Origin of the sequence: Paludisphaera borealis (assembly GCF_001956985.1) — a bacterium.
In the GTDB taxonomy this organism is placed as follows: domain Bacteria; phylum Planctomycetota; class Planctomycetia; order Isosphaerales; family Isosphaeraceae; genus Paludisphaera; species Paludisphaera borealis.
This window is the reverse complement of sequence record NZ_CP019082.1, coordinates 1,218,649-1,244,349: the sequence shown is the minus strand read 5'-3', so window position 1 is coordinate 1,244,349 and position 25,701 is coordinate 1,218,649. Positions and strand designations below refer to the sequence as shown.

The following is a 25,701-nucleotide window of genomic DNA, read 5'->3' as shown; positions in this document are numbered from 1 at the left end:
AGCGACAGCCCCGCCTCTGATGTTGGAGAGCGCAGCCTGCCTCAGGCGTTCTCGAAACGAAAAAGTCGCCCTGGCGGCTTCGAGCTATGCGAATCATGGTCCGGGACGACCGGACGAATGAAAGCACGCGGCAGCCTCCCGGGGTGTGCCGGAACCCGGGAAAAGTAGAGGAGTTCGATCGAGATGCGCGCACTCAAGAAACTGCGGTCGTCGCTGCTGATGATCGCGATCCTGGTCGCCGTCGGCGCTTCGATCAAGATTGCGTCAAGCTCTCCGAACGGTTGGCCGTGGGAGTCTTCGCGACCCCTCGTCGAGAAATACAAGTTCGCCCCGGTGAGTCGGACCGTCCTTGAAGGATCGCTGACGGCCGGCGGACGGCTCGAGAGCTCGAAGCGGACGGTGATCGAGTGCGAGCTGGAGAATATCACGATCGGCATCAAGGGCCAGCGTCTGGCTGCGGGGGGGGCGTCAACGCTCCTGAGCGTCGTGCCCGACGGTTCGGTCGTCGAGCGCGGAACCGTCCTGGCGCAGATCGATTCCTCGGACTACGAGGAGCTGCTTCGCCAGCAGCGGATCACCGTCGAGCGGTCGCGGGCCGACCGCTATCAGGCGCAGCTCGATCTCGAAGTCGCCAAGCTCGCGATCAGCGAGTACCGTGAAGGCGTGATGAAAGAGACGCTCAAAGACTACGAGCGGGCGATCGCGCTGGCCCAGTCGGACGAGATGCGCTGCAAGGACCGGCTCGACTGGGCCATCCGGATGAAGGCGAAAGGCTACGTGCCTCAGAACCAGGTCGCCTCCGAGAAGCAGAGCTACGCGCAGGCGCTCTTCGCAGTGGCTCAGGAGACGAGCGGCCGCCGGTTGTTCGAGCGGTACACCGCGCCCAAGAACCTTCGCGTGCTCGACGGCCAGGTGCTCGCCGGGACGGCCGTCCTCAACTATCAGGACAGCCGGCTGCAACGCAACCTCGAACGGCTCGCAAAGCTGGAGAAGCAGGTCGAGCTGTGCACGATCCGGGCCCCCCACGACGGCTTCGTGATCTACGCCAACGATGCACGCAGAGGGATCACGATCGAGGCCGGCATGGCCGTCCGGCAGAAGCAAGACCTCTTCTACCTTCCCGACCTCAAGGACATGGAAGTCGTCGCCCAGTTGCACGAGTCGATCGTCGACCAGGTGCGGAAAGGCATGAAGGCGACTGTCCGCCTGGAAGGGGCGCCGGCCGCCCGGCTGTCGGGTCGGGTCACGTCGATCTCGCCGATCCCCGTGTTCGACTATCGCTCGGACGTCCGCTACTTCGATGCGATCGTCAAGCTTGATTCGATGTCGCGCGTCGACCTCAAGCCGGGGATGACCGCGCAGGTTGATCTGTACCTGACCCCGAAGCCGAACGTCCTGACCGTCCCGATCGAGGCGGTGACCCAGGAAGAAGGCCAGGATTTCTGCTATGTCGCCCGGGAAGACCGGCTGGAACGACGGAAAATCGAGCTCGGGCAGGCCACGCACGATTTGCTGGAAATCGCCGACGGGCTGGAGGAAGGGGAGCAGGTGGTGCTCAATCCGGTCCTCGCGGAAGTCGACGCCGACGTCCCCGACGATTCCGACCTGAGCACCAAGCCCGCCGCCCCCCCGGCGGGAGGCGCCGAGGGCAACCGAGAGCCCGTCAACGCGGTCGCCGTGTTGCACTGATTACGACGGCCGCGCCGAGGCGGCCGGCGAATCGGCCGGCGCGGCCCGATCGTAAACTGTCGACGGCCGCCGCGCCGAGCCGAAGGAAGAATCGAACCGAGGCCCGTCGTCCCTGCCGGCTCGCGATCCGTCCGCGCGCCCGGGTCTCTGATTTCCTCCTCGAGCTGCGACGACGACGATCTCATGGGTGCAAAACGCGCGGGGGGCGGTGCTTCGTCCTCCTCATCTTCGGACCACGCCGTCTTGAACGCCCTGCTCGTCGCGGCGGCGCTTGGCGGGGCGTTCAGCCTGCTGGTCCGGAACGGCCGGCTGACCTGGCCGCCGGTGCAGTTGCTCTCCGGCCTGGCGACCATCGCCGGCTGCCTGGCGCTGGTCGGGCCGCTGATCCTGGCACGGTCGGGGCGGAGCGGCGGCAGTCTCGGCGAACTCGTCTGGATGACCGGCGGGCTGTTGATCTGGATCTTCGACGTCGTGGGGGTGATCGGCGGCAACATGAAATGGACCAACTGGGCGACCCCGCTCGGCGAGCGAACCATGGGCCTGATCATCCTGGCCGTGCTCATCGCCGGAATGCGGTCCGGACTCGCCGGAAAGGACTGGTCGTGGACGAACGTCACCGGCTGGGCCCTGGGTCTGTTCTGGGTCGGATTGGCCTTTTCGTCCTGGCTGTTGACCTCAGGTTCGTGGGGCGCGACGGGTCTCGTTCTGCGGTGATCCTTGACGCTGTGCGCCCCAGTGATTAGCTTCAGATAGACCAAGCGAACCCTTGATCCGGAATGCGCGCTTCTCACTCGTAAATCGACTCATTCCCGCCGGATCAGGTGCGTCGAGGAGTTTCTTCGTGGCGATCGATCAAGAGACCACACCGACGACGACCGACCTCAATGCGAATTGGCCGGTCATTGAAAACGAAATCCCGACCTATCGGGCCGTCAGCACCCGCGCCATCTTCGCGGTGATTTGCGGGCTCCTGGCGGTATTCAGCTTCGCGCATCCGATTTTCTATCTGTTCGCGGTCCTGGCCGTGATCCTCGGCGTTACTGCCGATCGCGCCATCCAGCGCCATCCCGAAATGCTGACCGGCCAGACGATGGCTCGCGTGGGCGTCTTGCTCGGGCTGGTGTTCGGGCTCTCGATCGCGACGGTCACGAGTCTCCAGAACTATCTCATTCGACGAGAGGCCGTGAAGTTCGCGGCTACCTACGCGGAAGCCCTGAAGGCGTCCCCGCTCGCCGAGGTCTACTGGCTGGGGCTGCCGCCGACGACTCGCGCGAAAGTGACCGCTCAGGAAAACTGGACCCAGCTTCAACAGTCGAGCAAGCAAGACCTGGCGATGACCGAGATGAAGCACGCGCCGCTCAAGGCCCTCGCGGATCGGCTGAAGTCGTCGCCCGAACAGAAGATCTCGTTCCTGAAGGTCGAAACGCAGTCCGAAGACGGCGACATGCTCCCCGTCGTCCTCGCCGTTTTCGAGATCGACGGCCCCACCGTCAAGGAGCACGAGGGTCGTGAACTCGCGCTGGCCGTGCTCAAGGGCATGATCCCCGAGGGGTCGAAAGCCTACGAGTGGTGGGTGGAAGACCTCCGCTACCCGTACAAACCGTCGACCTACGTCATCCCCGACAAGCCGGTCGACGACGGCCACGGCCATGCCCCCGGCGGCGGCGGCGACCACGGCCCCGGCGACGGCCACAACCACTGACGCCTATCAGCGGCTCCAGCCGACGCGAGGCCCGCTCACCTCACGGTGATCGCGGGCCTCGTCGCATTTCATTCAGGGCGGCCTGGAGTGCTCAGCGGTCGTCCTCGCCGGAGTAGGCGGCGAAGCAGTTCGGCGTCTCCCACAGGACGACTTCGGAAATCGGCAGCCCGGCCCCCCGGCCGTGGTCGTAGATCAGCCGGGCGATATTCTCGGCCGTCGGATTCGCGTCCATCACGAACACGCGCTCGCCGCGCTCGCGAAGCAAGGGGAGCAGGGGGTCTTCGCGACAGAGCAGCATGTTGTGGTCGAGTTGCTCGTCGATCCAGCGCTGGATCGTCTGCTTGATCTCGCCGAAATCCACGAGCATGCCTCGACTGTCCAGACGCGACCCCTCCAGCGTGACGACGGCCCGCCCGTTGTGCCCGTGAAGATGCCGGCACTTGCCGTCATAGTTCAGGAGCCGGTGGCCGTAGCAGAATTCGATCTCGCGGGTGACTCGATACATCGTGACTGGTTTCCTATTGCTCGTCGGCGTAGCGCGTGCGATCGGGCCGGTTCGCGTCGCGAAACCCGTCGCGGCGCTCCGCGCATTTGTTGCAAACCCCGCAGTGCAGACCGGCGTCGGGGCGAATGCATGAGAAGGTCAGATGCAGCGGCAGCCCGTCGCCGCGAGCCACTACGTCGGACTTGTGCAGGCGGCTGAACGGCCGGATCAGCCTTGGCGAACCCGAAAGCGCCTGACCGAGAACCGTTTCGAGCCCCTGAAAAAACTCTGGAGTGCTGTCCGAGAACGGGTTCGATCCCAGCGACCCGAGCGCCAGCTCGTGGACGTTTCGGAGCCGGCACCACAGGGCCGACTTGACCGTCAGCAGCAGGTTGCGGCCGGGCAGGTAGACCGCCTCATCGGGGGTCTCGGCACCCGGTACGTCGACGCCGCCGTCGGTGCTCCAGTGCGGACCGTAGACGTCGCGAATCGGCTCGTCGAGGACCACGAGCGGCTCCAGGCGGTCGCAGGCGATCGCCTTGAGGTACGCGCGGGCCGCGGCCAGCTCGACGTCTTCCCAGTCCAGGCCGCACCGGATGTAGATCGGCTGCACCCGCCGTCGTGAGCGGACGAACTCGCCGCAGAGCACCGCGCTCTCGATCCCGCCGCTGATCAAGACGGCGATCATCGGGGCCTCAGCCTCTGGCATGCTCGAACACCCCCAAAGGAACGGATGATCCGGTAGCTAGCCGCCCATCGACACGACTCTCTCATCTTAGGCCGAGACGTCGTCCCCAGCAACCGGAGGGGCCGCGTCGACGGCCTCCGCGGCAGTCGGTTCCGACGGCTCGCCGATCCGTTCGCGGTCGATCCATTCGAGGGCCTCGGCCTTGCTGTTGATCCGGCCGTCGAGCTGGGCCTCGCGGACCTGATCGAGGATCGTCGAGAAGCTCGCGCCGGGTTTGAGACCGTGGCGGACGAGATCGTGGCCGGAGAGCAGGGGGGGCGGGTTGATCGGGCCCGAGGGCTGGCATCGCAGGTAGTATTCGCAGTAGTCGACGTGCTGGAGGTCGCCGGTCGAGGCCAGGGCGTCGGCGCGGTGGAGCGCCAGCAGCTCGTCGATTCCCGGTTCCGCGAGCATCCGCTTGAGCTTGGCCTCGCGCAGCTTTTTGGCTTCGCCGAGGTACTGGTGATAGGTCACGAGCCAGGCGACCCGCTCGCGCTCGGCGTTCGAGAGCTTCAACCGCCGGCCCAGGTCGTCGGCCTTGCGACCGCCGACTTGCTCGTGATTGTGGTAGCTCGTCCGCCCGTGACAAATCGACCGCGTGAACGGCTTGCCGACGTCGTGCAGCAGCGCGGCGAAGGCCAGCGTGAAGCTCGGCTGCTTGGGCAGGAGGTCGAGGACCAGCAGCGTATGGTCCCAGAGATCCCCCTCCGGCTGCATCGGCTTGCCCTGAAACAGCCCCTTCGTCGCCGAGAGCGGCGGCAGGACGGCGGCGATCAGGCCGTAATCCATCGCCATGTCCATCGCCAGGGCTCGACTGTGATGCACGAGCATCCGCCGCAGCTCCTGGGCGATCCGCTCGGGAGACACAACGACGACCTCCGCCGCCATCGTCCTGAGCGCCGACAGGGTCGCGGGCTCGATCCGCAGATCGAACCGGGCGGCGAACCGCACAGCGCGAAGGAGCCGGAGCTTGTCTTCCCGAAACCGGGCGGAAGGTTGGCCGATGGCGCGGAGAAGCTTCGCGGCGAGATCGGCCCGGCCGCCCACGTAGTCGATCACCTCGCGGCCGACCGGGTCCATGAACATGCCGTTAATGGTGAAGTCGCGTCGGGCCGCGTCCAGCTCGGGAGAGCTGTAGACGACGCCGGTCGGCCGTCGGCCGTCGACGTACGCCAGGTCGCTCCGGAACGTGGCGATCTCAACCTCGATCCCTTGCCGCCGGGGATGTCGGACCTGGACGACGCCGAACGAGGCGCCGATCGTCAGCGACCGATACGGCAGGCTGAGCATCACCTGCTCGGGGGTCGCGTTGGTCGCGACGTCGTAATCGGCCGGTTCCAGGCCGAGCAGAATGTCGCGGACGCAGCCCCCCGCCCAGAAGGCCTGAAAACCCGCCTGACGCAGTCGCAACACCACTTCCTCGGCGAAGCTGAGACTCGCCGCGGCGTCAGACATTGCCCGCCTCCTCGCTCGGCCCCTCCGTCCCCGTCTTCGAATCCGACGACTCGGCGTCCTCCTCGCCCTCGGGACCGGGAAAAACCCGGATGGCGACCTGCGTGTCGCCGTAGCGGCGAACGTCCCAGGCTTCGAAATCGGGCAAGATTTCGCCGTCGAGCGTGCGGCCCGCTTCCAGGGCGATCAGCGATTCGGCCGGCAAGCGTTCGACGAGCTGGTCGAGCAGCTCGCGAATCTTCTTGGCGTGGTCTTCGTATTCCTTGTAGGGCGGGTCGAGGAAGACAGCCACGGGCTGGTCGGCCGCCCATTCATGCGTTCGGACCCATCGATAGGCGTCGGCCAGGCGGACTTGAGCCCGGTCCTGATAGCGAAGCCGGGCGACGTTGCCGTGGATAAGCGCCACGCTCTCGCGGTTCTTCTCAACGAAGATCGCTGCCTCGGCCCCTCGGCTGAGGGCTTCCAGGCCGATCGCGCCGGTGCCGGCGAACAGGTCGACGGCCGTGCGCCCGGGCATCATCTCGCCGACCATGTTGAACAGCGACTCGCGCACCAGGTCGCTCGTCGGCCTGAGTGCCGCCGTCGCCTTGGGACCGTCGATCTTGTGCCCGCGCCTCTGCCCCGCAATGATCCGCATGTCGACTCGCTTCACTCCCCGGTAGTCTTCGAATCCGTCTCCCCCATGATAGAGCCGCACGGCGGAATCGGCTACTCCACGACCGATCACGCTCAAAGACCGACCGCGTCGGCCGCGAACCGCCTCCAGGTCGTCGCCGTCGCGGCGGCCACAGCGCAGGCGGTCAGGCCGACTCCCAGAACCGTGCGAAAACGGGGGCCCAGACGCGAGAGCGGATAGGCTTCGGGAATTCCGGCCAGCAGCGGAGCCAGGAACAGGACCACAGCCTCGGCGGTTCTCAGCCGACCGAAGAACGCGCCCATCATCAGCACGCCCTCAAGCCCGATCAGGCCGACGCCCGGGGCCGTATCAGGGGCTTCGGCGCGGAAGCTCGCCGCGATGCTGGCGCCGACGATCGCCGCCGCCAGCGGCAAGGCGGTCAGCCCTCCCGAGGCGTATCCCGAGAGCATCACCGCCAGCCCCGCCCCCAGAGCGGCCGTCGCCAGAGCCACGAGGACCCGAACCGCCGAGCCGGACCGCGTTTGTATCCAGACCAGGCCGGACCAGTTGCAGGCCGTCGCCAGGCCCAGGCCCCCGAAGATCAGCCAGCGCCAAGCCGACGGCCACTCGGCCGAGCCCGGCCCGGCGTGGTCAACGACATAGCTCGATCCGTGCAACAGCACCGGCGCAACGGCCGTCGCCGCGACGAGGCGCGCGGCGGCCCCAAGACGCGATGGCGTCTTCAGAGAACGGCATACGGCCTCGGCCGCGAGAATCCCAGGCAGGACGAGCCCGAGGAACCGATCCTGATCCTCCCGGATCGGCCACCGCGGGCGAACACCCAGGATCGCCAGCCCGAGGTAAAACCCCAGGCCGACGGCCAAACACCAAACCCAGCACCCGCCACGGCCCGCCCATCGACCGATCGCCCAGGTCAGGGCCGAGACCATCGCGGCGGCGGTCAGCGCCTCCAGCAGGGTGACGGGTTCGGTCACGGCCGCCCCCCGATCAGGACTTCACGCCCTCGAAGCTGACCTCGATGTGGATCTCGTCGCCGGCCGCCGGGATCATCTTGTCCATGCCGTAATCGGAGCGCTTGATCTTGAGGTGCGTGGTGTAGCCGCGACGATGGACGCCCGGGGGGAACTCGGCGGTCTTGCCACCCGTGAGAAGGAAGGTCACCGGCTTGGTCTCGCCGTGGAGCGTGAGGTCGCCGGTCACTTCCAGGCCCTTTTCCACCGCCTTCACCGCCGTGCTCTTGAACGAGACGACCGGGAACTGCTTGGCGTTGAAGAAGTCGGGGCTCGCAAGATGCTCGTCGCGCTTCTTGTTGGCGGTGTCGAGGCTCTCGGACTTGATCGTAAGGGCGAACCGCGATGAGGAGGGGTTCGCCGAGTCGACGCGGAACTCGCCGGCGACGTCGTTGAAGCGACCGTGAATCCAGCTCAGCCCGAGATGCTCGACCTTGAAGGTCGCCGACGTGTGCGCGGGGTCGATGCTGTAGGTGTCGGCCGCCCGAGCTCCCGACTGACCGCCCAGAATCGTCGCGACCGCCAGCAGACCGGATTTCAGCATCGTTGTTCGCATCATTCCCTCGCTGCAAGACACTAGATCGTCCTGTAAATCTCGCCGTCGCGACGAGCCACGACGATTGTAGGCTCGCCGCGACGCGGAGTGAATGGCTCAGCTCGTCGCGTCCGGAGTGGCCCGACCGCCAAGCCAGAGCCGGTGGAGATCGATCAGGCTGGCGACGGCCAGATCGGGCTGCGTCGTCGGTTCGCCCGCGGGCTGAGGTTCGAGCCAGATGGTGAACATGCCGACCGAACGGCCGCCGACGATGTCGGAAGCCAGATTGTCTCCGACCATCGCGGTCTGGTGGGCCGAGCATCCCAACCGGGCGATGGCGGCCTCGAAAAGTCGAGAGTGCGGCTTGCCGACGACGATCGGCCGGACCCGCGCGGCCGTCGCGACCGCTTCCGCCAGCGCGCCGCAGCCGGGGTCGAACTGACCGTCGGCCACCGGGAACCGCTCGTCCATATTGACCGCGAAGAACACCGCGCCCGAGGCGACGGCCCGCGACGCGGCGCGCAGCCGACCGAAGTCGAACAGGGGATCGTTGCCGACGACAACCGCTTTCGCCTCGCGCCAGCGGTCTATCGGCAGCGGCCGGTGCCCGGCCTCCTCGAGCGCCGAGGCCAGCTCGCCGGTGCCGATCGCCAGCAGGTCGACCGAGCCCAATCGGTCGTGAACCTCGTCGGCCACGAGGTCGAAGGCCGCGATCACGTCGTGCCGCGCCGCCGGAATCCCCAGCCGCGTCAGCTCGCGCGCCAATGCCTCGGAGCCGTACCGCGACGAGTTCGACGCGAACACCAAAGGATAATCGGCCCGCCGCAGAGCCGCGACCAGCTCGGCCGCGCCGGGCAGGAGATGGGGGCCGGCCCAGATCGTGCCGTCGAGGTCGAACGCGAATCCTCGGACCTCTCGAAGCGTCATCAAGTTCACGGCTCCCTCTCCCCGAGGCTTCGGCGTTCCCATACGTCGGCGTCGAGCGTCCTCGTCCGGGTCGCGACCGGACGAGTTTACCATCTTCGACGCCCGCTCCCAGCCAGGTCGTCGTCTTCTCCGTTTTCGCAACCACCCTCGGACCGCTATAATGACCTGCGACCCAATCGACCCCGAACGAGAACACGTTTCTTCCGAGACGACAGCGATCGAGGACCTGGAAATGAGCTTGCTGGAACAGTTGCGCGGCATGACGGTGGTGGTCGCCGACACCGGAGACATCGAGGCCATCGCCCGGTACCGTCCCCAGGACGCGACGACGAACCCCTCGCTGCTTTATAAAGCCGCCCAGATGCCGCAGTACCAGCGGATCGTCCAGGACGCGGTCGAGTTCGCGCAGTCGACCGAGACCGCGCCCGAGGCGCAGCTCGACGCCTGCCTCGACAAGCTGGCGGTGGGGTTCGGCAAGGAGATTCTCGAGATCATCCCTGGCCGGGTCTCGACCGAAGTCGACGCGCACCTGTCGTTCGACACCAAGGCGACCGTCGCCAAGGCGCACCGGCTGATCGAGCTTTACGCCAAGCAAGGCGTCGATCGCAAGCGGATTTTGATCAAGATCGCCTCCACCTGGGAGGGGATCAAGGCCGCCGAGCAGCTTGAAAAAGAGGGCATCCACTGCAACCTCACGCTGCTGTTCAGCTTTCCTCAGGCCGTCGCCTGCGCCGAGGCGGGCGTCACGTTGATCTCGCCGTTCGTCGGCCGGATTCACGACTGGTACCTGAAGGACCGCGGCGTCAAGGAGATCGCGCCGACCGAAGACCCGGGCGTCCACTCGGTTCAGCGGATCTATCGCTACTTCAAGAGCCACGGCTACAAGACCGAGGTCATGGGCGCGAGCTTCCGCAACATCGGCGAGATCGTCGAACTCGCGGGCTGCGACCTGCTGACGATCGCTCCCGAGCTGCTCAAGACGCTTGAGGAGACCGACCAGCCGCTCACGCGCAGGCTCTCGCCCGACACCAAGAACGGCGACGCCGAGTCCAAGATCCACCTCGACGAGAAGGCGTTCCGCTGGATGCTCAACGAAGACGCCATGGCCACCGAAAAGCTTTCCGAAGGCATCCGCAAGTTCGCCGCCGACCTGGTCAGCCTCCAGAAGGTCGTCGCCAAGCTCATGAAGCAGCCGGTCGGCGTCTGACGTCGTTCGACTGAAACTTGCCTCGCCCTCACTCAGTCCGGATTCAGGCCCTGCGCCAGAGCGTTCCATAGAAGCGTGGCGTAGTAGACCGGCGCGTGGTCGGCCAGTCCCCCGATGCTGAAGGGGACTGCGCCGACGTCGAGCCGCTTCTGCTCGATCGAGCGTTTCAGGGCCGTCGCGAGGTTGCTGAAGCTCTGATTCAGATCGCTCAGCAGCGCTCTCGGCGACACGTCGGGGACGGCCTGGAATTCGCCGGCGTCGACGTACGCGAACGGCCAGGACGGCGGAAGCTTCGCGATCACGTCCTCGCGGTGCACGAACCGGCGATGGACGCAAGGCGGAAGGCTGTCGACGAACGCGCGGTCGCCGACGCGCGGGCAGCCGTACGTATAAACGCCTTCGATCGGCCCGTCATCGGCCAGATGGGCCAAGGCGAGCACGGCCAGGGCCCCTCCCAGGCTGTGGCCGGCCAGCCAGAGCTTTTGCTCCGAGCTCCTCGTCTTCACGACCGCGTCGAGCCGGTCGCTGATCCGCGCAAAGGCTTCTAGAAAACCCGAATGCACGAGCCCACCGGCGCGGCTGGCCGCGGGGAGAAAGCGACTGTCGATCTTGAGGTCCTCGTTCCCGAGGATCAGGTCGACGATGCTTGGAGGATTAGTGCTCGAAATGCCCGGAAGCTGAAGCTTCGTCCCTCGAAACACGATCACCAGGGCGTCGTCCGCGCTCAGGACCATGCCTCGGATGTCGTCGCCGTCGTGGATCCAGTCGATCGAGAATCCCAAACCGGGCAGCGGCGATTGGTTGAACCGGCTTTTGACCGAAGGCGCGTCACCATAGACCAGCAGCGACGCATCGGCCAGCCACCAAGCGTTAACGTCCTGGAACGAGCCGGTCGCCGACACGCTCGACACCAGCGCCGTAGGTTGAAAGGGGACGACGTCGCTGTGAGCAAAGCAGGGGAAATCGGGAGGAGGAGGCAAGAGCCCCTCGATCGTCTCCTTCGGCGGCGGACGCAACGGCAGCATCGATCGATTTCCTCACGCCTTCGAGGCGATTCCAGAGAGTGATCGACGGCGATCGGCTCTCGTCAGGGAGCGGCGGGGCGCGTCGACGGTACGGATCGGAGGCCGACTTCGTCGAGATGTAGCAGCAAATCGGCCGGATCGTTGTAAACCCGATACGCGCCCGCGCGTTCGAGCTCGTCTTGCCCGTAGCCGCCTGAGAGCAGACCGACACCCAGAGCCCGGGCGCGGCGCGCGGCCAGCAGGTCCCAGACGCTGTCGCCGACGACCACGGCGCTGGTGATCGGCACGTTCAACCGCTCGGCGGCGGCCAGGAACAGATCGGGGTCGGGCTTGGCGTGCGCCACCTCGTCGCGGGTGACGATCGGTACGCCGGGCGGCACGCCGAGCGCCTCCAGGGTCGGCCGCGCGCCGGCGATCCGCGCGCTGGTGGCGATCGCCCAAGGCGCCCTCATCTCGGTCAGGTAGGCGAGCAGCTCGCACGCGCCGGGAAGCGGAACGACCTGGCTGCTCAGGCGCGCATACGCCTCGGCGTGGAGACGCACCAGGCTGCCGGCTTCCTCGGCGCTCAGCACGACGCCCGTCTCGCGCAAGATCGCATTGGCCATCAGACCGCCGCTCATGCCGATCTTGCGATGGATCGTCCAGACCGCCAGGTTGATGCCCACTTGCGAGAGCGCCTCGTGCCAAGCGAGGACGTGCTGGTACACGCTGTCGACGAGCGTGCCGTCGAGGTCGAAGATGAACGCGGTCGCGGTGGCGGCGGTCGTCGGATCGTGGGTCTTCATATCGCCTCGAACTTCTTTCCCGCCGATCGGTCAGTCCAGGTCGCCGGTAATTTGGATTTCCGCAATCTCGCCGAGCAGGAAATCCCTGTCCCCGATCTGGACCCTGAGCTGATCGATGCTGGGGGTCTCGTCCGGATCGCCCTGGCTCTCGATCAGATCGTGATACTCGTCCAGCGCCTTCGAAATCGCCTCTTCAAATTCTTCCAGGCTCACGCCCAGCTCTTCCAGTCGCTCGAAGCGAGGTTCGATGACGACTTCGACCTCATGCAATTCTTCCTCATCCATCGTGGAGTTCCTATCGAATCGGAGCTGAATCGGGATTGGCCGTCTGATAGTGTTCGGCGAACGGCCCAGGTTCGGCCACCAAAACCAGGTCGTCCGCCGAATGCGCCTCAGGCGCGCTCGTCCGGCTTGGTGACGTCGGGGACGTCCACGCCCAGGGCGGTCGCCAGGTCGATCTGGTGCTCCTGCTCCTGAACCAGGATCGAGCGAAGTTGTTCGGCCAGGGCGTACTCGCCGAGCGTCTCGCACTGGCGAACGCGCTGGCGGTAGTTGCGAATCGTCTCGTTCTCGTTGTCGAGGTCGAAGCGGAGCATCTCCTTGGCCTTCTCCGACGTCTTGACCGGCTTGGGTGTGACGCAAGGCATACCGCCAAGGTAATCGATCTGCTTGGCGATCGTCAGGGCGTGGGCCAGTTCCTCGCCGGCATGGATCTCAAGTTCGCCGGCGATCGCCATGTATTCCGGCCCTTTCAACACCTGCGAGTACACCACGTAGGCGATGATCGCCTGGTACTCGCGCGCCAGGTCGTCGTTCAAAAGGGCGATGAGCTGCTCGCGAGTGACGGCCTTGTCGGAGCCCGATGGCGAAGATTGCTGGGTCATGTTCACTCCAGATGGAACGATCCGGGGATGGCCGGACTCTGCGCCGGACCGACTCCCGTTGGCATTGAGGAAGATGAAGTCTCGGTTGGGGCCGACGTCGAGCCGAAGCGGCCGTCAGTCGTCACTGATCTCGACGCCGTGCGTCTTGGCCGCTTTCTTGATGCGAGACTTGATGGTTTTCACCTCGTCAGCGCTATACTTCGCGGCGTTGTCAGCGTGGTTGATGTAGCTCCACGCCGCGCGCACGTGCTCGGCACTGTCAATCGGATACTTGTTGTTGACGGAGTCCGCGAACACGACGTCGCCGTACTCGTGCTCGCCCCGTTCCGGATTCACGTCCTCGCGACGCTTGATCCGCGCAGTCATCGTTCGTCCCCTTTCGTATCCAAGGACAAGCCGCGAATCGTTCAAGCTGTGAACGAAACGCGGGAGGTTCCACGGCGGCGAAGGGGAAATATCGCAAAGCGCATGCCGCTCGACGAGTCAGCCACGAGGAAAACGAATTGCGACCTCATGGGCCGACGGTTTTCAGGGCACCGAGCGATTAAGTTTCAGCAGGAGCCGCTCGGCTCGGAAGGCGATCTCGACGTCCTTGTCGCGGAGGGCGTCTTCCAGGGCGGGGACGGCGACCGGCCCCAGGGCGAGGAGGCGGGACTCGGCCGATTCGCGGGTCTTGTACGCCTTATCGCCGAGCTGCTTCACCAGTTGGCGCGCCCGGTCCTGAAGCCGGGGATCGACGCCGTGGACGACGACCAGGGCCGACCGCACGAACTTCTTCGGCGGTGGAAAGACGTCGAGGACCACCGTCTCGTCGATCGTCTCGCGCGCCAGGTGGGCCAGGACGATCAGCTCGCCCGGCTCGAAAAGCGCCTTCCCGTGCGTATCCAGGATCAACTGGACGACGTCCTTGCGGAGGCCTTGACCTTCCAGGCGTCGGGTCATGGCGTCGCGCGTGAGTTCGTGATAGGAAGGGTCGGTCGGCTTGCGGGGCTGCGACATCACGAGCTTGACGGGCGGCCCCTCGACCACGGCTCCTTTCTTGTTCGCCTCCTCGGCGAGCCGGGCGGCCGTGGTGATGTACAGCCGGCCTTCCTCCGTCACGCGGTAGCTGAGCCCGACGTTGCCCAGCAAGTCGGCGAGCGCGTCGCGGATGGCGACCCCCGCGGCCTTGAGGCCCGTCGGCTGGGTCAGGTCGATCTTCTCCTTGGCGATCGCGCGGTCGTCGAACTCCAACCGCAGCCGCGCCTGAGTGCCGACCATGTTGAGCAGTTCGCGGCGCGGAGCGTGCTCGACGACCAGCGTGATCGACTGGTTGAGAAGCTGATCGACCCGGGCTTGCACGGTGGCGTCGCCCTCGGCCGGCAAGGGGGGGAGGGCTTCCTCTTTCTCCTTGGGCTTCTCCTCGGCCTCGCGGAACAGGCCGTCGGCCTTCGCCTTGTCGTCGGCGGCCTTCTTCGCCGGATCGACGGCCTTCTTCGCCTCGGCGGCCTTCTTTTCCTTCTCCTTCGCTTCTTCCTCGGCCTGCTTGTCGGTCGCCGCGGCGGGAAGCTCGTCGAGCCAGCCGACGCGGAAGCCGTCGTCGCTGGGGGCGATCACCGCGACGTCGACGAGGCGGCGATTGGTCATGTTCTGAAGCGTATACTCGTCGGGCCCGCCCCGGAGCTTCACCGGGATCGGGATCGTCAGCTCCGCGTCGTAGGCGATGAACCGCTCGTAGTGCGACTCGTACCGGAGGTACAGGGCCGACGCGTTCTCGCGGAGCTTGTGCAGCCAGTGGTCGTCGGGCAGATAGCTCTGGGGGACGCCCGCCGGCGGCTCGTTCTTCAGCTCCGCGCCGAACCAGTGGAGGCGGCCGGTGTATTCCTTGCTCGCCGGCCAGTGCGAGAGGACGCTCCCCTTCTTGACCCGGAGGTCGACGTCCACGTCTTTGCTCGGGTCGCCGAAGAACTGGACGATCGACACCGGCGCGATCGGAAACTTCGCGGCCAGTTCCTTGTCGTCGAGCTTCGGCCGGCTCGTGCCGACGGAGTTCGGCATCGGGTTGCGGTAGAACTTGAGGGAGTTGATCGTCGTCTGGCCGGGGTTGCCGACCCAGATCGACCATTCGTTCACCTCGATCGGCGTCTGCGGCTCGGCTTTGCCCGGATCTTTCGACGGAGGCTTGGCCCCGTCCTCGAAACCCGAGGACGCCAACGAAACGCCCAGGAGCAGCACGAGGGCAAGGGTCGAACCGAGGAATCGGGCGAGCGGCGTACGCATGGGTCGAATCACCTTGTCCAGAATCTTAGCCGGGGCCGGTCATCGCGAGATCGCCACGACGGGCTTCGGCGCCGTCGAGCGGAAGAGGCGGGCGTTGGCCCAGATCACGCGGTCGCCGGTGTCTTGCTCGCGACCGTAATCGACTTCGAGCCGGAGCTGCTGGGCCGACGCGACCGACAGCTTCAAGGCGACCGGCGGAGCGTCGGCCCGGAGGTCGGGATTGGCGTAGATCTCCTTGCCGTCGGCGAAGACCCGGCACACGACCCGGCCCTTGCCCCGCGCGGCGTCGTCGAACCCGACCAGGGTCTCGAACGTCTCGAAGCGGCCGTCGAGATCGTAGGTCAGCACCGATCGCGAGTGGACGGCGATCCCGCGCTCGTAGATCTCGCCGTTCATCTTGAGCTTGTCGCCCGTCAGGCCGACGTTGCGCCGCCAGGGGAACCGATGGCCGAAGTACGAGGCCTCCTCGACCTTGGTCGGCTCCAGGTCCGACAGGTACGTCATCTTGCCGCCCCGGAAGCGAACCTCCTGGATCTCGGCGGCCGGCAGCTTCATCTCCTGCCCCCACGGCGCCTCGACCTTCCAGACGGTCGCGTCGAGGTCCTTCCAGCGGCCCGACACCGCCACCTCGCCCGCCATCGTGAAGGTCGGCCGCAGCTCGTCATGACGCGATTCCGAACGGGCGGCGACGATCAGCCCCTCGACCTGCTTGAGCGGCAAGGAGCGCGACTTCCCCTGGTAAAGAAAGCTCAGGCGGTCCCCCTTGATGCTTTCGAGCACGCCGGCGATGGCGACGACCTCGCCCTTCCGGGTCTGCGCCAGCAGCAGGTCTTCCGACCCGCGCGCCTTCAGCCGCTTGGCGAACGACTCGGGGGTCTCCTTGCGGTCGAGCAGGCCGAGATGGACGGCGGCGACCCGCGCCAGCGGGATTTCAAGCTGGTCGTTCCAGGGGGTCGCGAGATGAAGCTTGTCGTCGACGACGTCGCCCAGCTTGCCGAACAGCTTCTCATCGCCCGTCAGATAGACCCAGGCGTCGAGCGCCTCGACCCCCGGCGTCTTGGGGTCGACGGCCAGCTTGGGATCGCAATGCTTGTCAGCCTGGAAGTTGGCGTTGGCCGACTGATTGTCCTCGTAGGTGATGTTGATCGTGAAGCTCTTCTGATGGCAGTCGGCCGGCGGAGGCTCAAGAAAAAGATCGGCCGAGATCTCGGTGCCGGCCCGGTGGACCACCAGCGGCCAGCTCTGCGAGCCGGTGGTGTCGAGCTGCCAGACCGTGGCGCCCTTGTCGGTCTGGCAGTTGACCATGACCTGGCGGATCTTCGAGGGGCGAAGGCCGAAGAGGGCGATTTGCAGGTCGCGAATCCCGTTCTTCTTGGGGTCGATCTTGGCCGTCCGCACGATCGTCGTCCCGGGCGCGGGCGCCGCGACGTCGTCGCTGCCGTCGGGCTTCTTGTCGTCGGCTTTCTTCTTGGGATCGTCGGGCTTCTTCGCCGCCTCGGCCGCCTTGGCGGCTTCTTCCGGCGTCGGGGCGGCCTGGGTGAAGTCGAGGTTCGGCTGGCCGATCAGCCGCGCGGTCAAGGTCGGAGTCCGCTCGAACCGGATGCTCTCGACCTCGTCGAGCGGGATCTTGGCCTTGGGCTTCGGGAGCGTCGCCTGCGCGAGCAAGCCCGCCGGATCGGCGAAGACGTCCGACGGCGCGGCGTCGGCGGCGAACACGTCGACCGGCTTCTTCGAGTCGGCGAAGACGTCCGACGGCGCGGCGTCGGCGGCGAACACGTCGGCCGGCTTCTTGGGGTCCGCCGGTTTGGCCGGCGCCTGAGCCGGAGCCGCGGCAGCCGCGGCCGGGGCGGCGGCCTGAACCGGAGCCGCCGCGACCTGCACCGGAGCCGCCGCGACGGGAGCAGCCATCACGACCATCGCTCCCGCGGGGGCGGCGATGACCCGACCGGCCCGAACGCGCGTTGTGACCATCCCCGGCGGCATCGCCGCGGGCATGGCGGCGGCCGGGTTCGGGGTCGCGCCGGCGGCGGGCGTCTTGGGCTGGCCGCCGACGATGAGCACGCCGTTCTCGATCGACGTCGGCTCGCCGTAGACGACCTCGTCGAACACGGAACGGACGGTGGCGCCCAGGCCGCTGATGCGGTCGGCGCGAAGCTTCAGGTCCTTGAACAGCACGTTGATCGGCTCGGCGCCGTTGCGGTTGACGACGAACAGCTTGACGGCCGCTATGTCCATCGGCCCCTGAGTCGGAATCTGGCCGAGATACCGAGGCTTGGCCGACTTGCCGTCGAGGACCTGAAACCGGATGACCTGCCCCTCGCGCTGCAGCTCCAGGCGGACCGATTCGCCGGCCGCCGGGAACGTCCGCCTCGGGGGCTTGGGAGGCTTGCCGCCGGGCGGCATCCCGCCTCGCATCATGACCATTCCCCCCATCTGCATTTGCATCATCATCTGATTCTGCATCTGATTGGGGTCGGCCGACGCCTTGTCGAAGGCGCGATAAACCTCGGCGCCGGTGGTCTCGGTGAGGCGGATGAAGGTGACGTCGGGCTGGGTGATGTCGTTGAAGGCGATCGCCAGGCCGATCGCCACGCCGTCCTCGATCGCCGGCTTGGGAATCTTCTTGACGACGAAGTCGGCCGACAGCGTGAAATCGCCGCCGAACCGCATTTGCTGGGGCGTCTTCCAGCCGGTCTCCTTGGCGCCCGGCGCCAGGATGACGCGGAGGCCGTCGTCCTCGCGATGGAACGCCTTCGTCTCGCCGTACCCTTCGGCGTCGAGCGTGGGTTGGTCCAGCCGGCCGGCGGCGAGCGACCGCGCATACGTGCCGCCGCTCGCCTTCGGCTGCCCTGGCTGGCCCGGCTGACCAGGCTGTCCCGGCTGCCCGAACTGGCCGGTGAGGGCGATCAACACCAAAATCGTCGCCTGCATCGCGTCCCGCCTCAACAAAGGTGCGTCGTCAAGGAAACCGCCTCGCGCTCGAAGCGTCTCGATCTCAACGGATGTCGGGAGCGTCGCCTTCGGCGTCGGCGTCGGCCTTCGCGTCGGCGGCCTCGGCGCCCGGCTTGGTCGTCTTCTCTTCGGCAAGCCGGCGGTAGTAGCGTTCGAGGACCGTGCGGTACTCGGGCGGGAAGCCCTCGGACATCGACTGCAAGATCCGGTCCCGCTCGCGAGGGGTGAGCTTGGTCCAGTCCTTGTCCCCCTTGCCCGGCTCGACCAGGTCGCCGATGCCGCCGGTGCCGCCATGGATGTTGGAATCGGGCGCGGGCCGTTTCGGGCGGTTCCCGGCCATGCCGTTCTTGCAGGCCTGGCACTCCTTCTCGAGCGCGGCGATCAGGGCGTCGAGGTTGCGGAGGATGACCTTTTGATCCTTCTGGACCGGCTCGCCGGTCACCGTCTTGGCCAGCGAGCCGACTACGACGTTCATCTTGCCGGCGATCGCCGACATCGTCGGCGGCTGCGCGGGCGCGGGCGTCGGCCCGACGGCGAAGGCGGCGCTGGAGAGGCCGGAAACGGCCGCGGCCAGGCCAAGGACGCGCAAACGTGTCTTCATGGCATTATCCCTTCGTCTTCGAGGATCGGGACGGACCGGACGACCCTCGGGTCCGCCCCGGGGGTCTCCATCTCACGCGGCGTTCAGGGATCGGTCGGCTTCGCCTGATCGGCTTCGCCGGGCGCGTCGGCCCCGGCTTCGTCCTCGCCGCCCCCTTCGTACCGTTTCGACAGTTTGGCGAGCGTTTCGTGAATCTCGTCCTGGGACGATTTCAACGCCTCGATCAGGCGCTTCAAAGGAGGCGTGAGCACCTGTTCCTTGGGCCTGCCGTGATCGGTCTCGACGGTGTCGTCGTTGAGCCGGCTCTGGAGCAGGCGGATCATCTTCAGCTCGGCGATCAGGCGGTTCAGCTCGCGCTCGCGGGCCCGAGGCTCGGTCGGCAGCGGCGTGTTCGGCTTGGGGGGCGTGGAAGGAGGCAGCCGTCGCATCGCCTCGGCGAGCGCCAGCAGATCTTCCTCGATCCGCTTCTCCATGACGACCGTGTGCTCGGTCGCGTCCCCCTCCTTGAGCCACCCTTGAACCTTGGTCATCTCGCGGCCGATGACGCGCAGCGAGGTCGGCAGCGCGATGCCGAACTCGGTCTCCTCGGTCAAGGCGCGAAGCTGGTCGATGCGGTCGGCCAGCTCGGCCTCTTTCTGCGACAGGCCGGCGATCAGGATCAGCGCCGTCCGCGACTTCTGCGCGGCGCGGGCCGCCTGCGACTCGGTGGTCTCGCGGATCGACAACTGGATCTCGTGCATCTCGGTCAGCTCGGCGAGAATCCGCGTTTGCAGCTCGGAGCGAAGCTCGACGAGGAGGCCTTCGATCCCCTTGCCCAGGCCGTCGCTCGCCTTCACCAGGTGCTTGAGCGCCTCGCGCTGGTCGGTCGCGGCGGGCTTCGCGGCGGTGCGGTCCAGCTCCTTTTCGGCTTCCTGCATCGCCCCCGACGCCCGGATCAGATCTTTCTGGAGCGCGACGCCCTTGTCGCCGAGGCGGGCCGAGACGGTCGCCAGCGTGTCGGCCGAGGCGCGGTTCTTGGTCTGATCCTTTTCGAACTTCAGGAACTCGGGCTTGGCGATCGCCTTCTCCACCTCGCCGATCCGGCCCGCGAGGCGATCGAGCTCCTTCTGAAAGCCCGCGAGGGCCATCTCCTCCGATGCGACGGCCGCGCCCGAGTTGGTGGTCTTCAGGTGCGCCTGCACGTCGGCCAAGGGGCCGTCGGCTTCCTTTAGATGAGGCGGCTGAAGGGGAGCGAACGCCGGGTCGGCGGCCAGCTCGGCGGCCTTCTTCTGGATCTCGGCTTCCTTCTTCGCAACGGCGTCGCGCGATTCCGCCGCCGCGGCGCCCTTGGCGGCGGCCGCGCGGGTCTCCTCGATCACGCCCTTCTGATCGCGCACGAGGGCTTCGACGCTCGTCCGCTTGGCGACGAGCGCCGTCAGGTCGGCCTGGCGCTCGTCGGCCGATCGCGACCAGGCCAGCTCGCGACGCTCCTCGTGGATGATCCGCTCAAGCTGGCCCATCGTCTCGCGCATCTGCCGCAATCGCGCCAGCTTCATCTGGAAGTCGAGATCTTCCGCCAGCAGCAGCCGGCGCAGGTGGTCGAGCTTGGCCAGCATCTCGCGGACCTCGGTCTCGGCCTTGCTCAACTGTGTGTCGGTAAGGAGCTTGCGGGTCTCCTTCATCTGCTGGAGGATCAGCTCTTCGCGAGAGAACTTGAGGGCCAGGCGGAGCCGCGATGCGTTCTCGGGTTCGAGGCTGCGGAGCGCCTCGGAGAGCCGGAACATCCGCTCCTCCAGCTCGTTCATCTGGGCGGCGACGTTGTCCTGCGTGAAGCCGATCGTGTCGCGGTCGGAGACGGCCGGGGCCTTGTCGGGAGGGTTCGACTTCGCGTCGTCGGCCTTCTTGGCGTCGGCGTCCTTCTTCTCCTCGTCGAACACGCCGTCGGCCGCGGCCTTGGCGTCTTGAGCCCGGGCCGAGCCGCTCGATGCGACCGCGAGCAGGGCGAGGGCGAGACCGAAAACGAGGCGCCGGAACGCCGGAGCGGGTCGACCGGCGGATTCGCCTCGCGAGTCGACTCGTGAGGCGTGCGTGCTAGGGCTTGTCATCAAAGACCTCCTGCGTGCGCGTTTCGCGAGCCTTTTCGGTTTCTTGGAGAACCTTCTGCTCCATCTTGATGACTTCGGCGACCTGGTTGACGACGTCGACGAAGCTTTCCCACTGCGACATTTGTTCGAGGATGTTCTTCATCTTTGTAACAACTTCGGCGTGCAGAAGTCGAGCGGCGTCTTTCGAAGCGCCGGGAGCCGCCGCCGCGCCGGCGAGCGTCTGAAGCATGCCGCGAAGCTGGGCCATCGGCCCGGTCGTCAGGGCTCGCAGCGGCTCGACGACCCCTTCCTGAAGTAGTCGATGCGACTTGGGCGAGCCGATCTGATTCAGCTTCATCTCCTGGAGCGTGTCGGCGACCCGGCCGGTGATCTGCTCAAGCTGCCGCGCTCCCGACTGCTCGGTCCTCATCACGCGGACGAGATCCTCGGCCGTCGGCGAGCCTTCCAGCGTCGGCGTGTTCTTTTCGGCCGCCTCCAGAACGCTCATGAACTTGGTCCGTTCGGCCCGCTGTCGGATCAGGATCTCATAAAACAGCTCGTCGGCCGAGACGACGGACAAGGCCAGGACGCTCGACCGACCGGTCTGCACCCCTCGGGCGCAACGGTCGTCGGCCTCGCCGGTGAAGCGGAGAACCGCCCCCACCTTGGGCGGGTCGGACTGAAGGCTGAGGTCGTGGCGGACCTGGAGGTCAAGGGTCGGGTGCGCCGGGTCGACCTCGAACGGCAGGTTGATCGTCGACCGCACGACCTTCTGTTCGGGCTTGTCCTTCTCTTCGACCAACACCGAGCGATCGGCCTGAATCCGGAGCACGGCGAGCCCGAAGTCGTCGGTCGCGGCGATGGTGAGCGGGATCGTGGCGATCGGCGTGACGTGGCCGCCGACGCCCGAGGCCCGCAAGGTTACGCGCGGCTCGCGGTCGCGGAGCAGGCCGATCGACAGGAACGACGTCTTCGACGCCAGCCCGGTATCGGCCGAGGTGAGAAGGATCTCCAGGGTCACGGCCTCGCGGAGCGTCCACGACGCGACGAACGACCGGTCGTCGATCCGCTTCAACTCCGGAGCCGCGCCGGGGTGGATCTTCATCTGCGCCTCCGACAGCGCCTCGGTGCCGACCAGCGTCAGCTCGATCTCGGAATCGGGCAGAAAGAGCAGGTGCTGACCGGCGTCGTCGATCGCGCGGAACTCGGGGTCGGCGGTGCCGGGCTCCTTGACGCGGAGCTTGGTCGCGGCCAGCGCGGGGCGGTCGACGCGGTCGACGGTGATCGGCCCGAGCCAGTCGTCTCCGCCGGTCAGCTCGAAGGACGACGAGGACGACGACGGCGGGAACTCGTACCGGAACCGCACCGGGTCGGTCTCGACCATCATCCCCGAGCGGATCGCGTTCTTCGCCGTGCGCTCGCGGAGGGCGACCTCGCGGGGCTGCCGAGGGTGATCGGGCTTGCGCCGCAGGATCAACGGTTCGCCCCGACCACCGACCGACCAGCGATCGCCCCGCGACTCGGTCAGCGGCAGGTCGGTGCGGACCTCCATCAGGATGCGTTCGTCGCGCGGGGCGAGCAGCCGGCCTCGGGCGTCGAGGCCCATCACGGTGAGGTACGTCTGCTGCGGCCAGCGCTCGTTCGAGCCCAAGATCCATCGCGCGAAGCTGAGCCGGGCGGCGGCCGGCGCGGCGACCGCGAAGACGGTCGGGACGGCCGCTCCCACGAGCAACGCGACGGCGTGCAGCGCCGTCCGCCGCCGATTCCAGAGCGACCGCCAGTCCGATCGGGCCAGGGCCTCGGTCGCCTGGCGGACGGCCAGCCGCACCATCGCCGGCGAAACCGCCGACCTCGGCTCGTCGAGCAAGTCGGGAAGCTGGAGGACGTCGGCCACCTGCTGGCCCAGCCCCGGCCGGAAGCGGTCGAGCGTCACGGCCAGCGAAAGCTCGTCGAGCCGCGACGACCGCCACCGCCGGACCGCTCGAACCGCCAGGAAGCCGGCGATCACCGCCAGGCTCAGGCCGAGCAGGACCAAGCGGACGGGACGGCTCAACCGGAGCTGCCAGTCGAGGAGCACGAGCAAAGCGCCCGTCGCCGCCAGCGCGACCGCCGCCTCGGCGATGAGTTCCAGCATCAACTGAATGCGCAACCGCCGCCGCAGCCGCGACAGGTCGGCCCGCAGCGCGCGCTGATCGTCGCGGAGTGATTCGATCGTCGGCAAGTCGTTCAGAATCGACACGGTGGAGGTTCCAGAGTCTTCAGGGATCGCGGCGGTTCTCGTTCACACCATCCGGAAGAGTTTTCGCAAGACCCATTCGACGGTCAACGCAAGGATGATCGTCGCGTAGAGCAGGGGGGCGTCCCAGAGTTCGTCACGGGTTTCCAGGGTGCGCGTCACCTCGCGCATCGGGATGGCCTCGTCGAGCTGGCCGACGTCCGACAGCTCGAACACGCGGCCGCCGGACATGCGGGCGAGATCGGCCAGGAGCGTCCGGTTGAGCGCCGGCTCGTCGATCTCGCGGCGCGGCGGTTCGACCCGGAAGGTGGTCGTCGAGACCTTCACGTCTCCCAGGTCGGACGAAGCCGCCGGCACGATCCGCAGCGAATACGCGCCGGCCTGCTGGGCCGGGAAGGCGGCCGTCAGCACGGCGGGGTCATCGGGAGACTTCTCGAACCGGAGCGGCTCGGGGGGCTGGCCGGCGATTTCCAGCTCGGCGGTCAGCTCGGCCGCCTCGGCCAGCGCCGTGGGGTCGGAGTAGCGAACGCCGATCGAGACCCGTTCGCCGACGCGGTAAAGGCTCTTGCCGAGGTGGACCTGGAACGGGAACCGGCCGCCGAGCGCCTTGCTCCGCCCCACGCGGTCCACGAGCCGGGCCCAGAAGCCGTCGAAGAAGTCTTCCGCGATGTAACGCCAGCGGTAGGTGCTGTCGAAGCCGATGAAGACCGTCCGGCCGGGCCCGTAGAACTGCGACGCCAGCAGGACGTGGCGGCCGTTCTGGTTGGCCATCCGGGGGTCGCCGTGGCGGGCCAGGATCGTCGCCCCGGGGCGAGCCCGGGTGACCGGAAAACTCCAGTACATACCGGGCAGGCTGGTCAAAACGGCCCGATTGCGGATCGGGTCGGCGTTGAACTCGAAGACCGGGTCGCCCCGTCCCTCGGGCGTCAGGTCGAGGCTGTACGTGTTCTGAGAACTGAGCCGGACCTCGGCCTCGCTGCGATACAGCCCGGGATCGCGGACGACGGGCAAGATCCGGGTCCAGTCGCCCCCCGGCGCCTTGGGGTCGACCGCCTCGAAAAGCTGCTGCGAGAACAGCTCGCCCGCGACGAAGATCAGCCCGCCCCCTTCCTGACCGATGAACCGCTGGATCATCGCCGGCCACTGCGCCCCCATCGCGCGGATGTCGGGGTCGACTAAGAGCAGCGCGTCGTACCGGCGCAGCTCCTCGTCATTGTTCGGCAGCCGGGTGATCGGCCGGTCGCCGGGCTGACGGAAGCCCGGGTCGACGTGTTGCATCCAACCGGCGAACTCGACGTGCTGGTCGCGCATCAGGGCGTTGCGGAGGAACTGGACCTCGGGCGACGGGCCGCCGGCGATCAGCAACACCCGGATCTGCTGGCGGACGACTCGAACCGCCGCGCTCGCGACGTTGTCGTCCATCGTCAGCTCGGGCCCGGCGTCCTCGACCTTCGCGCGGTACTCGTACTGGCCGACGGCTTTCGGAGTGATTCGGAACGTCGACCGCTTGAGGATGCCGTCCTCGCCCAGAACCACGCGCTGCGAACCGGCCGGCTCCCAGGGACCGTCGTTGGCCCGCTGTTCCAGGACGACCGTCGCCTCGGCGTCGCGGAGGCCGCGGGCTTCGATCACGACGGCCAACGTCATCGGGTCGCGGACGAAGACGACGGGGCTGGCCTCGACCTCGGCCACACGAATATTCCGAGGCCCCTCGTCGGCTCCGGCGGCGATGGCGTAGATCGGGATGTTCTGCCGCGCCGCGGCCTGGACGGCCCGGATCGGGTCTTCACCGGTGTTTGAGCGGCCGTCGGTGGCCAGGATCAGGCCCGCGACCGGCTGGCCGCGATGGGCCGCGAGCACGCCTTGCAGGGCGTCGCCCAGCGGCGAGATCGGCCGTTTAGCCTGGACGTCGTCGAGCTTCCGCGACCGGGCCGATTCGCCCGCGCCGGGGCGAGCCGCGGTCTCCAGATCGTAGACGAACAGGTCGCGGCCGCGACCGAGGGCGTCGAGATTCGCGCCCAGCGTTTTCTGCACAAGCCCCAGCCGGGGCGTCTCCCGGAGCAACGCAACGGGCGACTTGCCGCCGGCGCTCTCCATCTTGACCTTCGCCGCGATCTCGGCGGCCTTGGCGTCGTCGGTGTAGGGATCGGAGAACTTCATGCTCTCCGAGTCGTCGAGGATCATCGCCAGGTGCGACCGCACCTGCTCGCGGCGGGTCGAGACCAGCACCGGTTCGAGGAGCATGATCCCGACGGCCGCGATCGTCAGCATCCGCAGGCCGACGAGCAGGGCGCGCCGGGTCGCCGACAGTTCGCGGCGCTCCCAGCGGTACAGCCGCCAGATCAGGGCGATGAGCACGAGCGCCCCGAGTATCGTCGTGACCGCCCCGAGGCCGCGCGGCAGCGACGCGAATTCGAGATGCGAATCGACGCCCGAGACGACGCCGGGCGACGTCGGCTCGATCCCCAGTAGGTATTGCCAGAATCGGTTCATGACGACGCGTTCAACCCCAGGGTTCCGTTCGAC

Annotated in this window: 22 protein-coding genes; 4 read left to right on the top strand and 18 right to left on the bottom strand. The window is 67.2% G+C overall.

Annotation, left to right across the window (positions count from 1 at the left end; translation table 11 throughout):
* Positions 1 to 183 precede the first annotated feature (183 nt).
* The 3 genes from BSF38_RS04810 (at position 184) to BSF38_RS04800 (ending at position 3,391) form a co-directional block, all read left to right on the top strand.
* Positions 184 to 1,689 (top strand): efflux RND transporter periplasmic adaptor subunit, encoded by a 1,506-nt coding sequence (locus tag BSF38_RS04810; protein ID WP_076343704.1) that lies wholly within the window; start codon positions 184 to 186, stop codon positions 1,687 to 1,689.
* A gap of 183 nt (positions 1,690 to 1,872) precedes the next feature.
* On the top strand, positions 1,873 to 2,403 hold the full coding sequence (locus BSF38_RS04805; protein ID WP_076343703.1) for a hypothetical protein: 531 nt from the start codon (positions 1,873 to 1,875) through the stop codon (positions 2,401 to 2,403).
* Between the two features lie 127 nt (positions 2,404 to 2,530).
* A complete protein-coding gene (locus BSF38_RS04800; protein WP_076343702.1) occupies positions 2,531 to 3,391 on the top strand; it encodes a DUF4190 domain-containing protein in 861 nt (286 codons plus the stop codon).
* A 91-nt stretch (positions 3,392 to 3,482) separates the two neighbouring features.
* Here BSF38_RS04800 and BSF38_RS04795 read toward each other — a convergent pair whose 3' ends face one another.
* The 7 genes from BSF38_RS04795 to BSF38_RS04765 all read right to left on the bottom strand — a co-directional run bounded on the left by BSF38_RS04795 (position 3,483) and on the right by BSF38_RS04765 (position 9,163).
* The gene (locus BSF38_RS04795; RefSeq protein ID WP_076343701.1) at positions 3,483 to 3,896 is read right to left on the bottom strand and encodes a 6-pyruvoyl trahydropterin synthase family protein; all 414 of its coding nucleotides are present in this window, start codon (positions 3,894 to 3,896) and stop codon (positions 3,483 to 3,485) included.
* 13 nt (positions 3,897 to 3,909) lie between these two features.
* The gene (locus BSF38_RS04790) at positions 3,910 to 4,584 is read right to left on the bottom strand and encodes a 7-cyano-7-deazaguanine synthase (protein ID WP_076343700.1); all 675 of its coding nucleotides are present in this window, start codon (positions 4,582 to 4,584) and stop codon (positions 3,910 to 3,912) included.
* Positions 4,585 to 4,650: 66 nt separating this feature from the next.
* The gene (locus tag BSF38_RS04785) at positions 4,651 to 6,057 is read right to left on the bottom strand and encodes a CCA tRNA nucleotidyltransferase (protein WP_083712697.1); all 1,407 of its coding nucleotides are present in this window, start codon (positions 6,055 to 6,057) and stop codon (positions 4,651 to 4,653) included.
* Positions 6,050 to 6,691 carry a 16S rRNA (guanine(966)-N(2))-methyltransferase RsmD gene (rsmD, locus tag BSF38_RS04780; protein ID WP_083713743.1) on the bottom strand — a complete coding sequence of 214 codons (642 nt, stop codon included), beginning with the start codon at positions 6,689 to 6,691 and terminating at the stop codon, positions 6,050 to 6,052. Before rsmD ends, BSF38_RS04785 begins: the two co-directional genes overlap by 8 nt.
* Before the next feature lie 92 nt (positions 6,692 to 6,783).
* Entirely contained in the window at positions 6,784 to 7,665 is an 882-nt protein-coding gene (locus BSF38_RS04775) for a hypothetical protein (RefSeq protein ID WP_076343698.1), read from the bottom strand.
* 13 nt (positions 7,666 to 7,678) lie between these two features.
* Positions 7,679 to 8,245 (bottom strand): YceI family protein, encoded by a 567-nt coding sequence (locus tag BSF38_RS04770; RefSeq protein ID WP_168189309.1) that lies wholly within the window; start codon positions 8,243 to 8,245, stop codon positions 7,679 to 7,681.
* A gap of 108 nt (positions 8,246 to 8,353) precedes the next feature.
* Entirely contained in the window at positions 8,354 to 9,163 is an 810-nt protein-coding gene (locus BSF38_RS04765) for an HAD-IIA family hydrolase (RefSeq protein ID WP_237170893.1), read from the bottom strand.
* 232 nt (positions 9,164 to 9,395) lie between these two features.
* On the opposite strand from BSF38_RS04765, the gene tal reads away from it, so the two are divergent.
* On the top strand, positions 9,396 to 10,370 hold the full coding sequence (gene tal / locus BSF38_RS04760; RefSeq protein ID WP_076343696.1) for a transaldolase: 975 nt from the start codon (positions 9,396 to 9,398) through the stop codon (positions 10,368 to 10,370).
* Positions 10,371 to 10,402: 32 nt separating this feature from the next.
* On the opposite strand, the gene BSF38_RS04755 is transcribed toward tal, so the two are convergent.
* From BSF38_RS04755 to BSF38_RS04705, 11 genes are all read right to left on the bottom strand, one after another.
* Entirely contained in the window at positions 10,403 to 11,395 is a 993-nt protein-coding gene (locus BSF38_RS04755; protein WP_076343695.1) for a lipase family protein, read from the bottom strand.
* Positions 11,396 to 11,457: 62 nt separating this feature from the next.
* Positions 11,458 to 12,180 carry an HAD family hydrolase gene (locus tag BSF38_RS04750; protein WP_076343694.1) on the bottom strand — a complete coding sequence of 241 codons (723 nt, stop codon included), beginning with the start codon at positions 12,178 to 12,180 and terminating at the stop codon, positions 11,458 to 11,460.
* Between the two features lie 30 nt (positions 12,181 to 12,210).
* Positions 12,211 to 12,465: a hypothetical protein gene (locus tag BSF38_RS04745; RefSeq protein ID WP_076343693.1), complete on the bottom strand. Its 255-nt coding sequence runs from the start codon at positions 12,463 to 12,465 to the stop codon at positions 12,211 to 12,213.
* Positions 12,466 to 12,572: 107 nt separating this feature from the next.
* Positions 12,573 to 13,064 (bottom strand): ferritin-like domain-containing protein, encoded by a 492-nt coding sequence (locus BSF38_RS04740; RefSeq protein ID WP_076343692.1) that lies wholly within the window; start codon positions 13,062 to 13,064, stop codon positions 12,573 to 12,575.
* A gap of 114 nt (positions 13,065 to 13,178) precedes the next feature.
* Positions 13,179 to 13,430, bottom strand: a complete 252-nt coding sequence (locus BSF38_RS04735) for a DUF6582 domain-containing protein (RefSeq protein ID WP_076343691.1) — start codon at positions 13,428 to 13,430, stop codon at positions 13,179 to 13,181.
* A gap of 162 nt (positions 13,431 to 13,592) precedes the next feature.
* Positions 13,593 to 15,323, bottom strand: a complete 1,731-nt coding sequence (locus BSF38_RS31215; RefSeq protein WP_076343690.1) for a hypothetical protein — start codon at positions 15,321 to 15,323, stop codon at positions 13,593 to 13,595.
* A 39-nt stretch (positions 15,324 to 15,362) separates the two neighbouring features.
* Positions 15,363 to 18,254, bottom strand: coding sequence for an NPCBM/NEW2 domain-containing protein (locus BSF38_RS04725; protein WP_076343689.1), 2,892 nt, complete (start codon positions 18,252 to 18,254; stop codon positions 15,363 to 15,365).
* 64 nt (positions 18,255 to 18,318) lie between these two features.
* Positions 18,319 to 18,876, bottom strand: a complete 558-nt coding sequence (locus BSF38_RS04720; protein WP_076343688.1) for a hypothetical protein — start codon at positions 18,874 to 18,876, stop codon at positions 18,319 to 18,321.
* 83 nt (positions 18,877 to 18,959) lie between these two features.
* Positions 18,960 to 20,960: a coiled-coil domain-containing protein gene (locus BSF38_RS04715; RefSeq protein ID WP_076343687.1), complete on the bottom strand. Its 2,001-nt coding sequence runs from the start codon at positions 20,958 to 20,960 to the stop codon at positions 18,960 to 18,962.
* The gene (locus BSF38_RS04710) at positions 20,947 to 23,178 is read right to left on the bottom strand and encodes a hypothetical protein (protein ID WP_076343686.1); all 2,232 of its coding nucleotides are present in this window, start codon (positions 23,176 to 23,178) and stop codon (positions 20,947 to 20,949) included. Before BSF38_RS04710 ends, BSF38_RS04715 begins: the two co-directional genes overlap by 14 nt.
* A gap of 42 nt (positions 23,179 to 23,220) precedes the next feature.
* Positions 23,221 to 25,668 carry a hypothetical protein gene (locus BSF38_RS04705; protein ID WP_076343685.1) on the bottom strand — a complete coding sequence of 816 codons (2,448 nt, stop codon included), beginning with the start codon at positions 25,666 to 25,668 and terminating at the stop codon, positions 23,221 to 23,223.
* Positions 25,669 to 25,701: the final 33 nt, after the last annotated feature.

Excerpts from the sequence above, each read along its gene's own strand:
- BSF38_RS04810 (WP_076343704.1), top strand. The coding sequence starts at position 184 with ATGCGCGCACTCAAGAAACTGCGGTCGTCGCTGCTGATGATCGCGATC.
- BSF38_RS04805 (WP_076343703.1), top strand. The coding sequence starts at position 1,873 with ATGGGTGCAAAACGCGCGGGGGGCGGTGCTTCGTCCTCCTCATCTTCG.
- BSF38_RS04795 (WP_076343701.1), bottom strand. The coding sequence starts at position 3,896 with ATGTATCGAGTCACCCGCGAGATCGAATTCTGCTACGGCCACCGGCTC.
- BSF38_RS04790 (WP_076343700.1), bottom strand. The coding sequence starts at position 4,584 with ATGCCAGAGGCTGAGGCCCCGATGATCGCCGTCTTGATCAGCGGCGGG.
- BSF38_RS04785 (WP_083712697.1), bottom strand. The coding sequence starts at position 6,057 with ATGTCTGACGCCGCGGCGAGTCTCAGCTTCGCCGAGGAAGTGGTGTTG.
- rsmD (WP_083713743.1), bottom strand. The coding sequence starts at position 6,691 with ATGCGGATCATTGCGGGGCAGAGGCGCGGGCACAAGATCGACGGTCCC.
- BSF38_RS04770 (WP_168189309.1), bottom strand. The coding sequence starts at position 8,245 with ATGCTGAAATCCGGTCTGCTGGCGGTCGCGACGATTCTGGGCGGTCAG.
- BSF38_RS04765 (WP_237170893.1), bottom strand. The coding sequence starts at position 9,163 with ATGACGCTTCGAGAGGTCCGAGGATTCGCGTTCGACCTCGACGGCACG.
- tal (WP_076343696.1), top strand. The coding sequence starts at position 9,396 with ATGAGCTTGCTGGAACAGTTGCGCGGCATGACGGTGGTGGTCGCCGAC.
- BSF38_RS04755 (WP_076343695.1), bottom strand. The coding sequence starts at position 11,395 with ATGCTGCCGTTGCGTCCGCCGCCGAAGGAGACGATCGAGGGGCTCTTG.
- BSF38_RS04750 (WP_076343694.1), bottom strand. The coding sequence starts at position 12,180 with ATGAAGACCCACGATCCGACGACCGCCGCCACCGCGACCGCGTTCATC.
- BSF38_RS04745 (WP_076343693.1), bottom strand. The coding sequence starts at position 12,465 with ATGGATGAGGAAGAATTGCATGAGGTCGAAGTCGTCATCGAACCTCGC.
- BSF38_RS04740 (WP_076343692.1), bottom strand. The coding sequence starts at position 13,064 with ATGACCCAGCAATCTTCGCCATCGGGCTCCGACAAGGCCGTCACTCGC.
- BSF38_RS04735 (WP_076343691.1), bottom strand. The coding sequence starts at position 13,430 with ATGACTGCGCGGATCAAGCGTCGCGAGGACGTGAATCCGGAACGGGGC.
- BSF38_RS31215 (WP_076343690.1), bottom strand. The coding sequence starts at position 15,323 with ATGCGTACGCCGCTCGCCCGATTCCTCGGTTCGACCCTTGCCCTCGTG.
- BSF38_RS04725 (WP_076343689.1), bottom strand. The coding sequence starts at position 18,254 with ATGCAGGCGACGATTTTGGTGTTGATCGCCCTCACCGGCCAGTTCGGG.
- BSF38_RS04720 (WP_076343688.1), bottom strand. The coding sequence starts at position 18,876 with ATGAAGACACGTTTGCGCGTCCTTGGCCTGGCCGCGGCCGTTTCCGGC.
- BSF38_RS04715 (WP_076343687.1), bottom strand. The coding sequence starts at position 20,960 with ATGACAAGCCCTAGCACGCACGCCTCACGAGTCGACTCGCGAGGCGAA.
- BSF38_RS04705 (WP_076343685.1), bottom strand. The coding sequence starts at position 25,668 with ATGAACCGATTCTGGCAATACCTACTGGGGATCGAGCCGACGTCGCCC.